The sequence below is a fragment of the Leifsonia sp. NPDC102414 genome (assembly GCF_044765685.1).
In the GTDB taxonomy this organism is placed as follows: domain Bacteria; phylum Actinomycetota; class Actinomycetes; order Actinomycetales; family Microbacteriaceae; genus Leifsonia.
Window position 1 is genome coordinate 1,363,195 of the sequence record NZ_JBIWKN010000001.1, and the last position, 12,310, is coordinate 1,375,504.

Annotated in this window: 11 protein-coding genes; 2 read left to right on the forward strand and 9 right to left on the reverse strand. The window is 69.4% G+C overall.

Annotated features, from left to right (window positions below; genetic code table 11):
* Positions 1–285 precede the first annotated feature (285 nt).
* Entirely contained in the window at positions 286–1,029 is a 744-nt protein-coding gene (locus tag ACIRCZ_RS06510) for an alpha/beta family hydrolase (protein WP_402850859.1), read from the forward strand.
* A 1-nt stretch (position 1,030) separates the two neighbouring features.
* Here the strand turns inward: ACIRCZ_RS06510 and ACIRCZ_RS06515 are convergent, their stop codons facing one another.
* From ACIRCZ_RS06515 to ACIRCZ_RS06555, 9 genes are all read right to left on the reverse strand, one after another.
* The gene (locus ACIRCZ_RS06515; protein WP_402850862.1) at positions 1,031–2,167 is read right to left on the reverse strand and encodes an FAD-dependent oxidoreductase; all 1,137 of its coding nucleotides are present in this window, start codon (positions 2,165–2,167) and stop codon (positions 1,031–1,033) included.
* A 10-nt stretch (positions 2,168–2,177) separates the two neighbouring features.
* Positions 2,178–3,029, reverse strand: coding sequence for an NAD(P)-dependent oxidoreductase (locus tag ACIRCZ_RS06520; protein ID WP_402850865.1), 852 nt, complete (start codon positions 3,027–3,029; stop codon positions 2,178–2,180).
* 27 nt (positions 3,030–3,056) lie between these two features.
* Entirely contained in the window at positions 3,057–4,214 is a 1,158-nt protein-coding gene (locus ACIRCZ_RS06525) for an NAD(P)/FAD-dependent oxidoreductase (protein WP_402850868.1), read from the reverse strand.
* The gene (locus ACIRCZ_RS06530) at positions 4,211–5,323 is read right to left on the reverse strand and encodes an alpha-hydroxy acid oxidase (RefSeq protein ID WP_402850871.1); all 1,113 of its coding nucleotides are present in this window, start codon (positions 5,321–5,323) and stop codon (positions 4,211–4,213) included. Before ACIRCZ_RS06530 ends, ACIRCZ_RS06525 begins: the two co-directional genes overlap by 4 nt.
* A complete protein-coding gene (locus ACIRCZ_RS06535) occupies positions 5,323–5,928 on the reverse strand; it encodes an isochorismatase family protein (protein WP_055895633.1) in 606 nt (201 codons plus the stop codon). The genes ACIRCZ_RS06530 and ACIRCZ_RS06535 overlap by 1 nt, the downstream gene beginning before the upstream one ends.
* A 77-nt stretch (positions 5,929–6,005) precedes the next feature.
* Positions 6,006–7,610, reverse strand: coding sequence for an ABC transporter substrate-binding protein (locus ACIRCZ_RS06540; RefSeq protein WP_402850875.1), 1,605 nt, complete (start codon positions 7,608–7,610; stop codon positions 6,006–6,008).
* A gap of 35 nt (positions 7,611–7,645) precedes the next feature.
* On the reverse strand, positions 7,646–9,481 hold the full coding sequence (locus tag ACIRCZ_RS06545; RefSeq protein WP_402850878.1) for a dipeptide ABC transporter ATP-binding protein: 1,836 nt from the start codon (positions 9,479–9,481) through the stop codon (positions 7,646–7,648).
* The gene (locus ACIRCZ_RS06550; RefSeq protein WP_200949642.1) at positions 9,478–10,341 is read right to left on the reverse strand and encodes an ABC transporter permease; all 864 of its coding nucleotides are present in this window, start codon (positions 10,339–10,341) and stop codon (positions 9,478–9,480) included. Before ACIRCZ_RS06550 ends, ACIRCZ_RS06545 begins: the two co-directional genes overlap by 4 nt.
* Positions 10,338–11,306, reverse strand: a complete 969-nt coding sequence (locus ACIRCZ_RS06555; RefSeq protein ID WP_055895629.1) for an ABC transporter permease — start codon at positions 11,304–11,306, stop codon at positions 10,338–10,340. Before ACIRCZ_RS06555 ends, ACIRCZ_RS06550 begins: the two co-directional genes overlap by 4 nt.
* A 248-nt stretch (positions 11,307–11,554) precedes the next feature.
* Between ACIRCZ_RS06555 and ACIRCZ_RS06560 the strand changes: the two genes are divergently transcribed.
* A complete protein-coding gene (locus ACIRCZ_RS06560) occupies positions 11,555–12,232 on the forward strand; it encodes a helix-turn-helix domain-containing protein (RefSeq protein ID WP_402850883.1) in 678 nt (225 codons plus the stop codon).
* The last annotated feature ends 78 nt before the right edge of the window (positions 12,233–12,310 follow it).

Here is a 12,310-nt window from a genome sequence, read left to right on the forward strand (position 1 = left end):
GTCTGGATTCATGCCGCTGACGGGGAGATTATGCTCCGACTTCGGCTGGTGCGCCAGACTTCTGTGTGTCCGGCGTCGGACCCTGCTGTTGTGTGTCGCCGGCCAGCTGCGTGCCTGGACCGACCCCTCGACGACCGGCAGAAGGTCGTGACGCGGCCCATTGTGCTCTCTCCCACACACGACACGCCAGTTAAACGTGAGAGAAACTCTAAAAAAGGTGGACGGTATGGTCTGCCGCTGGCCGTCCCTCCCCGCGCGTCCAGCGCGAGCGGTAGCGTCGGTCCCATGTCCGCCACGCCTCACCCCCAAGCTTCCGAACCCGGCGCACCCGAACCCGGCGCACCCGAGCCAGGCGTCGCCGCACCCGCCGCCTCCGTCCTCCTCACCGTGGAGACGACGCTCGGCCCCGGCCGCCTCACCGTGGACGCCGCCACCGACCAGCGCGTGGTGCTCTGCCTCGGTCATGGAGCAGGTGGAGGCATCGGCGCGCCCGACCTGGCCGCTCTCGCAGCCGGTCTCCCTCGCCACGGCATCACCGTCATCCGCTACGAGCAGCCCTGGCGCGTCGCAGGCAAACGTGTCGCGTCGCGGCCCGCCGCCCTCGACACCGCCTGGCTCGAGACGGCCTCCCCCGTCGCCCGAATCGCCGACGGCCTGCCCCTGCTGGTGGGCGGCCGCAGCGCCGGCGCCCGCGTGGCGTGCCGCACGGCCGCATCCACGGGGGCCGCCGGCGTGGTGTGTCTGGCGTTCCCCCTGCATCCACCCGGCCGGACGGAGAAGAGCAGGCTGGACGAACTGCTGACGCCGGAGGTTCCCGTGCTCGTGCTGCAGGGCGACCGCGACACGTTCGGGACCGCGGCGACGGTGTCCGCCGAGGTCGCGGCGGCGTCGCGCCCGGGTCTTCGGGTGATCGCGGTTCCAGGAGCCGACCACGGGATGAAGGTGCTCGCGTCGTCGCCGTTCGGCGCTGCCGCCGTGCGGGAGCTGCTGGTGTCGTCGGTCGCGGCGTTCGTGACCGAGACCGTGTGACTCAGGAGGCGAACCGCCCGGGTGCCCACCGGCTCACGTCGATCCGGCTGCGTCCGTCAATCGCCAGCTCGGCCAGGATGCGGCCGACCACCGGAGCCATCTTGAAGCCGCGCCCGCAGAACGCCGCAGCGACGAGGATGCGGTCGCTCGCGCCGAGCCGCCCGATCAGGGGCTGACCATCCGGCGTGTACGCATCAAGATGGGTGCCCGTGCGGACCACCGACGGCACCAGGCCGGGAATCAGCTCGCCGACCAGCCGCTCGATCAGGTCGATCTCCGGCTGCGGGACGATCGCACGGTCGAGCTCGTCCGGGTCGGACAGCCGAGAGCGCGGTCCGGCGAAGCCGACGCGGGCCGTGCCAGACCAGAGGCTCGGCAGTCCGTACAGCGTGACGCCGTCCACCTCGCGGGTGAACGTCGGATAGTTTTCTGGAGAGAACGACGCGTCGTCCCTGGTCGGGAACCAGGTGAGCAGCAGCCGGCCGACGTCACCGCCCGGCACAGCATCCTGCGGGAGAAGGCGCCAGATCCACGGTCCGGCGGTCACGATCACCTGCCGGAGCGCCCAGACGCGGTCGGCTGAGCGGACGAGCACGTGATCGTCGTACGGCTCGATCGCCGTGATCGCACAGCCTTCGACCACCTCGGCACCCGCGGCGCGAGCCGTCGAGGCGGCGGCGGCGATCGACAGCTCCGGCCGGACGAAGCCGGTCCTGTCGTTCCAGAGCGCCACATCGTCGTCGCGGAGCACGTGCTGCGGGAAGCGCTCGTGCAGCTCCGCCCGGCCGACCGGCAGCGGGGACTCTCCGGCCGCGACCATCCGGCCGGTCAGCTCCCGGATGAGCGCGGAGTCGCGGCGTCCGATGGTCAGCCCGCCGGTCATGGTCAGCAGCGTCAGCCCGCTCTCGTCCTCAAGCAGACGGTACTCGCGCTCGGCGACCGCCATGATGTCCCGCACGTCTGGCTCGAGCAGGCTGTCCCGGAACTGGCGCGCCTCCCCGACACCAGCGCCCAGCTCGTGACCGACCCGGAACTGCTCGAAGCCGATCGCCGCCACGCCCCGGCGCGCCAGCTGCCAGAGCGCCATGCTTCCCATCGTCCCGACGCCGACGACGCCGACCTCCGCATCCAGGTGCACGGTCGCCTCCTCAGCCGGCCGCGGCCCGCGCGGCGATGACGGAGAAGTCGTCGTCGCCGTTGCCGGCATCCTGTGCCGTGGTCAGCGCCGCGTATGCGGTGACGAGTGCGGGAAGCGGACGGTCGGCCGAGGCGAGCATCAGCCCGATGTCCTTCACGATCAGGTCGGTGGAGAACTGCGTGTCGCCGAACGAGCGCGCCCGAATGGTCTGGCCTTTCATCCCAGCGATCACGCCGAGGCCGGTTCCGGTCAGGGTGGTCAGCACCTCCTCCGTGCTGAGGCCGGTGGCGTGCCCGAGGTCGATGGCCTCGACGAGGCCCTGCATCGAAATTGCGAGCGCGAGGTTGGCGACGAGCTTGCCGCCCGCCGCCTTCGACGGTGCGTCGAACTCCCACAGCCGCGCGGGGTCCGCCCAGAGCGACACGATCGGCAGGGCGACGGCTCGGTCCGCGGCGTCTCCCCCGACCAGTACGCCGAGTGATCGGTTGGCGGCAGGGGCGAGCGAGCCGATCACCGGAGAGTGCACGTAGCGGACGCCCGCCGAGCGCGCCCAGGATGCGAAGACGGTCGCGTCCTCCGGCGAGACCGTGGTCACGTCGACCCAGACCGTCGTGTCGGACAACGGGAGCTCGCCGTCGAGGACGGCTTCGCGAACGGCGGAAGGACCGAAGAAGGCCGTGACGACGAGGTCGGCGCCCGCCACGGCATCCGCAGGGGTCGCCGCGCGTCGTGCGCCCGCCGCGACCAGCGCGTCGGCCCGTGATGGCGTGCGGTTCCAGACCGTGACGTCGTGGCCGGCGTCGACGATGTGCTGGGCGAGGACGCGGCCCATCCGGCCGAGGCCGAGGAAGGAGATGTTCATGGGAGTCCGTTCGAGGAGGTGGATGGGTCAGTGCGCGACGGAGACAGGCGGCTGCTCGGCATCATCGGCGAACCGGCCGATTTCGGGGGTCTGGTGGTAGAACCGCTCCGGGCGGGCGGCGGCGAGTTCTGGCACGGTCTCGCCGTGCAGCAGCTCGCGAGCGGCGAGGTCGCCCCACACGGGCCCCCAGCCGATGCCGCCGTGCGACAGCACGTGGTACAGCCCCGGCGTCCACGGCAGCGCGCCGACCACAGGGCCGCCGGGAGGGATCGGGCGGATTCCGACGCTCGTGCGCGCGACTCTGGACGAGGCGAGCGCCGGCAGGCTCCGCGCCACGTCGGCCAGGATGCGCTCGGCCGACCACCCGTTCGCACCGTGCACGCTCGTCATGCCCTCTCCGCGCCAGTGGATCGCCACACCGCCGGAAGGGTCTGGACGGCTGAGCCAGGTCGGCGCGTCGATGACGCAGGAGGGGACGGTGGCCGGGTCGACCCTGTCCGTGTAGATCATCAGTCCGGGAACGAGGTCGAGCGGGATGGCCGCACCGCCGAGGGCCGCCAGATGGCTGCCCCAGCTTCCGGTGGCGTTCACGACCGCGTCCGCCTCGATCGTTCCTGCTCTGTCGGTCACCACGCCGCTGACGGCGTCGCCGGAGCGCAGCAGCGCGACCACCCGCGTGTCGCGCAGCAGGGTGCCGCCGAGGTCCTGGAAACGCGCGATCAGGCGCTCGATCAGCGCGGGAGCGTCGACCCAGCCACTGTCCTGCTCGAAGATGAACTCGCCGTCCGGCTCGACCAGCAGACCGCGCATCCGGCCCGTCGTCGTCGCTGCGTCGAGGATCGCGACGTCCACACCGCGTTCCCGGCAGACGAGCGCGGCGTCGTGCAGTGCTGCGCGTTCGGCCGGCGCGCCCCAGGTGAGGGTGCCGACCCAGTGCACCCAGTCACCGCCCAGCTCGTCGGCGAGTTCGTGGAAGCGCTGGTGCACGGTGCGCCGCAGCGCCGCGCGTCCGGCCTCCTCCGTCCAGCTCATCTGCGGAAACGACGACAGCCAGGCGAACGACGACGAACTGGTTCCCTGGGCGGGAGCTCCGGACTCGACCAGCACCACGTCAGCGCCGTGCTCGCGGAGCCGGTACGCGACGTGGGCGCCGATCGAGCCGGCCCCGACCACGACCACCCTCATCGCGCATTCCGGAACACGGCGGGAGACAGTTCGGCGACGCTGGAGACGCCGAGGTGTCCGAGCGTCGTCCAGAACTCCTGTTGCAACAGCTCCAGGGTGCGCAGGACGCCGCGCTCTCCGTCCGCGGCGAGGCCGATGGCGACCAGACGTCCGAGCGCGACAGCGTCGGCGCCCAGGGCGATGGCCGTCGCGATGTCGCTGCCCCTGCGGATGCCGGAGTCCAGGACGATCGGGATGTCCGGCCCCGCCGCAGCGCGGATCTCGGGCAGCAGATCGATGGTGGCGGCCGTGCGGTCGATCGTGCGGCCGCCGTAATTGGAGACGTACAGTCCCACCGCGCCGGCGTCGATGGATGCGCGCGCGTCGTCCGCCGACTGCACGCCCTTCACGATGCACGGCAGCGGTGAGCGCGCGATCGCCCGCTTCGCCTGTTCCCAGTTCCAGCGCGGCTGCGTGAACTCGAGCAGCTCTACGAGAGGCGCGGGGTCGGAGCGTCCTTGGCCGAAGTTCGACTCCGCCAGGTTGGTGCGCGGCGAGAAGCGATCCTCGAGCAGGCGCTCCCTCCACTGCCGGATCGGCGAGTACGTCACGCAGATGTGCCGGTAGCCGGCGTCCGCGGCGCGGTGCATCATCTCGACCACGTGGTCCTCCTCGCCGACGAACGTCAGCTGGAAGACCGAGGCGACCGAGGACGCCGCAGCGACGTCTTCGAGGGAGTACGAAGCGGCGACGGGGACCATCTGCTGGATGCCGGCCCGCTCTGCCGCGCGCCCGACGGCCAGGTGACCGTCAGGATGGAATGTCGCCTCCCCGCCGAACGGCGCGGTGAAGGCGGGGAAGCCGAGGTCGTAGCCGAGCACCGTCGTGCTGGTGTCCGGGTTGCTGATCCCGGCGAAGAGCGGGGTGGTGTACTGACGGCGGTCGAACGCGGCGGTGTTGTCATCCGCGGTGCGCTCGTCGCCTGTCCCCGTCCACAGGTAGTTCCACGCCGACGGCGAGAGCTGGCGCTCGGCCTCCGCACGGAGACCGCGGAGCGTCGTGAAGCGCTCGGCGGAGGCGAATCGGTCGTCGATGGCCGTGCCGACCTGTCCCGTCGGCGTGTCCGCCATCAGGCCGCCGCCTCTGAGCTGTCGGTCGCCGTGAACGCCGCAACGATCTGCTCCACCGTGCGCACACGCCCGATGTACGGGAACACGTTCGCCAGCGAGCCTTCGTGCATGGCGACAGAGCCTGTCCCCATCGCGTCTTCGGCGAACACGACGTCGAAGCCGTGGTTGTACGCGCTGCGCGCGGTGCCCTCGACGCCGAAGTTGGTGGAGATCCCCGCGATCACGATGGTGTCGATGCCGTGCCTGCGCAACTGCAGGTCGAGGTCGGAGCCGTAGAACGCGTCGAAGCTGCGCTTGACGATGACCGGTTCGGTGGGCAGCGGCTGCAGCTCCGGCACCAGCTCGTCCCACCCGGCAGGACGCACGGGCTTCGCCGGCCTGGCCACGTCCATCTTCGGGTGCAGCGCATCCGACTCGTCCGGCAGGAAGCTGGTGCGCACGTACACGACCAGTCCGCCGCCGGCGCGGGCCGCCTCGACCATGCTGCCCACGCGGGCGATCACGTCAGAGGCGGAGTTCGGCACCGAGTCGTGGCTCGCCACGCCCTTCTGCATGTCGATGGAGATGAAGGCGGTGCGCGCTGGGTCGAAGAGGCGGTCGGTCATGGTTCGGTGAGCTCCTTTGGTTGCGGTGATGATCGCCGGGCGGCGGCGTGCACAGTTCGCCGCCGCCCGGAGCGTTGCTACTTCTTGGTGATGTTGTACGTCCACTGCTCCGACGAGTACATGCCGTTGTACCCGCTGTACTCATACGGGGCGCGGATCGCCATCAGCGTGCTCGGCCAGTAGAGGTTGACGTTCGGGACGTCCTTCGCCACCGTCTGCAGGATCGACGTCATCAGGGTCTTGCGCTCCTCCGGGTCGGTGGATGCGAGCTCCTGGTCGATCATGGTGTCAACAGCGGGGTTCTTGTAGTTGGACAGGTTGTACTGGTTCGGCACAGCGTGGCTCGACGGGTACTGGCTGAGGATCAGGTCGCTCGGGTCCGGGTAGTCCGGGTTCCACTGGGCGATCTGGATCGTCAGGTTCTCGTGGCTGCCGCTGATCAGCGACACCCACTGCTGGTACGGGATCTCCTTGACGTTGAGCGTGATGCCGATCTTCTTCAGGTTCTCGGCGAGGACCTGGAGGGCCTGTCCGAGTTCCGGGCGTGCATCCGGGTAGCTGATCGACGTGGTGAAGCCGTCCGGCACGCTCGACTTGGCCAGCTCGGCCTTCGCCGTCTTCATGTCGAAGTCGATGGTCGGGATCGAGTCGTAGATCTTCGAGACCTCGTCCGCGTCGGCGAGGTTCGTCCAGAACCCTGGCGATGCGATCGCGTTGGCCGGCTTCGCGTAGCCGCCGAGCACGTTCTTGGTGAAGCTCTCCGCATCCCAGGCGGAAGCGATGGCCTTCCGCACGTGGATGTCGTCGAACGGCTTCGACTCGACGTCGAACATCAGGGAAGAAGTGGCGAGACCGTCACCCTGCTCGATGGTCACGCCCGAGACGTTCTTGAACTGCGACACCTTCGACAGGGCGATGCCGAAGTAGCCGTCGACATCGCCGGAGCGCAGCGCCAGGGAGAGCGCGCTCGGGTCCGCGATGTAGCTGAACGACACGGACGCCACGTCGGGCTTCTCGCCCCAGTACTTCTCGTTGCGCTCCAGCTTGATACCGCTCGAGGCATCGAACGACGCGACCGTGTACGGTCCGGAGCCGACCACGGTCGTCCCAGGGGCGCCGTACTGCGCTCCGGCCTTCTCCACGACGCTTTTCTCGACGATCGGCGCGAACAGCGGGTCGTAGATCCAGGTGGCGTCCGGCTGGGTGAGCTCGATGGTGACCTCGTGCTCGCCGGTCACCTTCGCCTCTTTCAGCGTCTTCAGGTGCGAAACGCTGGCCGAGGTGGAGCCGTCCGCGATGTGTCGGTTGAACGAGAACGCGACGTCGTCCGCCGTTACCGGCTTGCCGTCGGAGAATGTGGCGTCATCGCGCAGCGTGTAGACGTAGGTCGTCGGCGTCGTCGCCTCCCATTTGGTCGCAAGCGACGGCTCGAGCTTCAGGTTGTCGAGCTTCACGAGCGACTCATAGACGAGGCTGTCGACGATGTTCGCGTTGGAGCTGAAGTCCCCGTACATGTCGAGGGCACGCGGAGCGGAGGCGAGTGCCCACTTGAGCTGGATGTCGTCGGAGCCTGCTGCGGCGCCCTTCGATCCATTGCTCTGCGAACACGAGGTCAGCGCGAGAGCGGCCGTCACCGCGGCTGCTGCCGCGACGAGGATCGTCCTTCTGCGGGATGTGATCATGCGACGTTCACTTTCTCGAGGGTTGATGATGCGGGTTACGGCAGTGCGATCGCGTTCTGCGGCACAGAGGCCACGAGCGAACGGGTGTACTCCTCTCGTGGTTCGTCGAGCACGGAGCCGGTCGGCCCATGCTCGACCAGGCGACCGCGGTGGAGCACGTAGACGCGGTCGGTGATCTGGCGCACGACGGCGAGGTCGTGGGTGATGAACACATAGCCGACGCCGAGCTCGGCGCGCAGCCGGTTCAGCAGGTTCAGGATCTGCGCCTGCACGGAGACGTCGAGCGCAGAGACGATCTCGTCGCAGACGATCAGGCGCGGTTTGCGCGCGAGCGCGCGGGCCAGGGCGACGCGTTGGCGCTCCCCGCCCGACAGCGACGCCGGCTTGCGGCGCGCATACGACGCAGGGAGGCCGACGAGGCCGAGCAGCTCGGCGACATCCGCCGTCGAGGCGCGCGGGTCGTCGAGCCGCAGAGCCTCGCGCAGCACGGAGCCGATCGAGCGCGCCGGGCTGAGCGTGGAGAACGGGTCCTGGAACGCCATCTGCACGGCAGAGCGCAGCTGGGCGACCTGTCCGTGCCCGAGGGACTCGTAGTCGGAGGCGTCGACGCCGCCGATCCGGATGCTGCCGTCGCTCGGCGTCTCCAGGCCGACGATGCTCCTGCCGAGCGTGGTCTTTCCCGACCCGGACTCGCCGACGATGCCGACGCTCTCACCGGCAGCGACCTCGATGGATACACCGTCGAGGGCGACGACGGTCCGGCCGCCACGGGTGAACTCCTTGCGGAGGCCGACGACGGAGAGGAACGCGTCGGAGCCCTCTCCGTCCGTCCCCGCATCCACCGCTGTCGCCGTGCTGACGCTCGCCGGCGCGGACGCCGCAGCGACCTGCGGGCGGATCTCCTCGATCCGGATGCACGCCGAGAGCCGCCCGGTCTCCCCGCCGACCTCGCGCAGCGGCGTCGCGCCGGCACGGCAGTCGTCGGTCACCCACGCGCACCGGTCGGCGAACGGGCAGCGGTGCAGCACCGAAGCGGCCTGCGGGACCGACCCTGGCATCGAGTACAGCGACGCCGCCCGGTGGTCGAGCGGAGGGTCGGACTCGAGCAGGCCCCTGGTGTACGGGTGCAGCGGTTCGGCCAGCATCCGAGCGCTCGGCGCCTGCTCAAGCAGCTGGCCGGCGTACAGGACGTAGACGCGGTCGGCCATCGAGAACGCGACGCTGAGATCGTGCGTGATCAGGATCATGCCGACGTTCCTCGCGCGCTGGACGCTCCTGAGCAGCTGCAGGATCTCCGCCTGCGTCGTCACGTCGAGGGCGGTGGTGACCTCGTCGGCGATGAGCAGCGTGGGATTGGAGGCGAGCGTGGCGGCGATCCCGACGCGCTGCCGCATTCCGCCGGACAGCTCGAACGGGTAGCGGGTGGCCACGCTGGGATCGTGGATGCCCACCTCGGCGAGACGCTCGATCTCAACGGCACGCGCCGCGGCTCCGCGGAGCCGCCGACCCCGGCCGTCGCGGAGCGTCTCGCTGATGTGTCTGCCGCTCGGCAGCAACGGGTTCAGCATCGTGAAGGGGTCCTGGAAGATCATCGCGAAGTCGTCGTGCAGCCGGCGCCCTCTGCTGCCGGGCAGCAGCTCGTCTCCGCGGTAGCGCACGCTGCCGTCGACCGTGACGCCTGCGGGCAGCAGCCCCATCAGGGCGCGCGCCGTCATCGACTTGCCCGAGCCGGACTCGCCGACGATGGCGACCGTCTCGCCGGCGGACACGCTGAGGTCGACGCCGGCCACCAGGGGACGCAGCTCGCCGTCGACGGCGGCGGTGACCCGGAGGCCGGACACCGTCAGAAGCGGTTCGGTGGGGATGCTCATGCGCGTGCCTTCCCTCTGGCGCCCAGTCGCTCCAGCAGCCAGTCGCCGACGATGTTCATGCTCGCCGCGGTCAGGGCGATGGCGAGTCCCGGCCCGACCGCCGCCCACGGGTTCATCGCGACGAGGTCGCGGCCTTCGGCGAGCATCCTGCCCCAGTCGGCGGCACCAGGCGCGACGCCGAGGCCGAGGAAGGACAGCGAGGCGAGCGTGACGATGCTGGTCGCGAAATTGAGGAACGTCTGTGCGACCGTGAGCGGCATCAGGGTCGGCCAGACGTGGCCGACCAGGATGCGCCTCGACGGGACGCCGACGACCCGCAGCGCCTCCACATACGGAAGGTTGCGCTGCGCGACGGTCGCGCCGCGCAAGAGCCGGGTGTCCGCCGGAGCGGTGAGCACGATGAGGACGAGAACGGCCTCCCAGTACGTGCCCTGCAGCACGCCGACGACGACGATCGCGATCAGCAACTGCGGAACGGCGAACATCAGGTCCACCCAGCGCATCACCAGGGTCTGGTACCAGCCGCCCCGGTAGCCGGCGGTGAGACCGAGGAGCGTGCCGATCAGCATCGCGCCGATGGCGATCACCGTCGGGCCCATCAGAGCCGAGCGGGCGCCTACGATGATGCGGGAGAACACATCCCGGCCCAGGTCGTCTGTGCCGAGCAGGTGCGACAGCGACGGCCCGGCCAGCGTGTCCGTGAGGTTCTGAGCACCGGCCGGATACGGCGCGATGAACTGGCCGAACACCGCGCAGACCACGACGAGCCCGACGATGACCCAGGAGAACCCGACGAGCACCGAGCGCTTGCCTGTGCGCGTCCTGACCAGCGGCTCCGGCGTTGCGACGACGGCGCTCACGCGATCGCCCCCTTCATCCTGGTGCGCGGATCTATCACGAAGTAGCTGAGGTCGACGATGAGGTTGACCAGGACGACGAGGACCGCGATCAGCATGGTCGTGCCCTGCACCACGGGAATGTCCTTGTTGTTGATCGACGAGATGAGGAGTGAGCCGATGCCCTGCAGGCTGAAGGTCTGCTCTATGAGGACGGAGCCGGTCAGCGTCGTGGCGATCACGAGGCCGGCGGCGGTGACGATCGGGATGAGCGAGTTCCGCAGCCCGTACACGAACAGGATGCGCACCGCCCCGACTCCTCTGCTGCGCGCGAAGTTGATGTAGTCCTGCTCGAGGCTGTCGATCAGCGCCGCCCTCGTCATCTTCGTCATCAACGCGGTCCCCGTGATCCCGAGGGCGAGGGCGGGGAGGGTGAGGTGCCAGAACCGGTCGCCGAAGTCGGCGTCCCCCGCGCCGATCACGGGGAACCAGCCCAGCTGGATGGCGAACACCCACAGCAGGATGAGGCCGGTGGCGAAGGTCGGGGCGCTCACGCCGAAGATGGCGAGGCCGACGGCGCCGCGGTCGGTCGCGGTGCCGCGCTTGACGGCGGCGGCCGTGCCGAGCACCAGCCCGGCGACCGCGGCGACGAGGAAGCCGTAGACGGCAAGGAAGAGCGTGACGGACATCCGCGAGGCGATGGCGGTGGTCACCGGCTGGTTGAGCATGATCGACCGGCCGAAGTCGAAGTGAGAGGCGTTCCCGAGCCAGATCAGGTACTGGACGATGAACGGCTCGTCCAGGTGGTACTGCTGCCGGATCGCCGCGACGACCTCCGGCGACTTCTCACCGAGGCCGAGGAGGACGTCCACCAGGTTGCCCGGCGCCAGGTAGATCAGCGAGAAGACGAGCAACGAGATGATCAGCAGCAGCACGACCAGGCCGAGGAGTCTCCGCGCGATGAAGACGCCGAGGATGCGCAGGTCCATGCGTTTCGTCCTTCCGGAACCGGGGTGGAATGGCGGATGAGGTTGTATGGACAGTAACGGGATACACGATTGTGCGTCAATACTGGACACGCTTCTTTTACATGCCCGTAAAAATGGAACCTGACGCCCATGCTGTGCAGTATTGACGACGGGCAGTGTGCAGAATATGCTCATTCCGACAACGCGGCGATCCGATCGAATTCCGGTTGAATAGAGCCGTCCGCGACCCGCCGAAAGAAGGTGCCACCGTGACGACCGACGCCGCCACAGCGGTCTCCACCGCCGACTCCCACTTCGCGCTGTCCGCTGACGACGCCGCGGGAGACGACCGATTCGCGTCGTCGCTGGTCGCGGTCGGTGCGCGGTTGCGGGAATTCCGCCGCGAAGCCAAGTTCTCCCTGCGCGACCTGGCCGCCGCGTCCGGGCTGTCGCCGAGCTTCCTGTCCCTGGTCGAACGCGGCGAATGCTCGCTCTCCCTGACCTCGCTGTTCTCCATCGCGCACGCGCTGAAGATCGACCCGAGCGACGTGCTCAACGCCGGGGCCGCTCCTGTGCAGCCGAAAGCCGAGTACGGAGTGTGGCGCGGTCCGCAGCACGCGACGACGCGCACCGTCGTGGGCGAGCGCGAGTACTTCCCGTTCGCCGCCGACGTCGCCCACGGCGTCCTCAACCCGATGTTCTTCCGCGTGCAGCCCACGGCGACCATCGCGCCCCTCGCCGTGCACGACGGCGAGGAGGTGGCATACGTCGTCTCCGGGACGCTGTGGCTGCGTCTACGCGACGACGAGGTCGAACTGCAGCCGGGCGAAGCCATCCACTTCTCGTCGCAGACGCCTCACTCGATCGCCAATCGCACGGATCAGCCGGTCGAGGCACTGTGGCTCACCACCAACACGACGGCCACCGCCCAGCACCACGAATCCTGACCCACCGCTCGACACCGACGAGCATCCGACCCGCGCCCGACCATGCAGCCGGGTCGTCAACGCCCACGCGCCGTGACC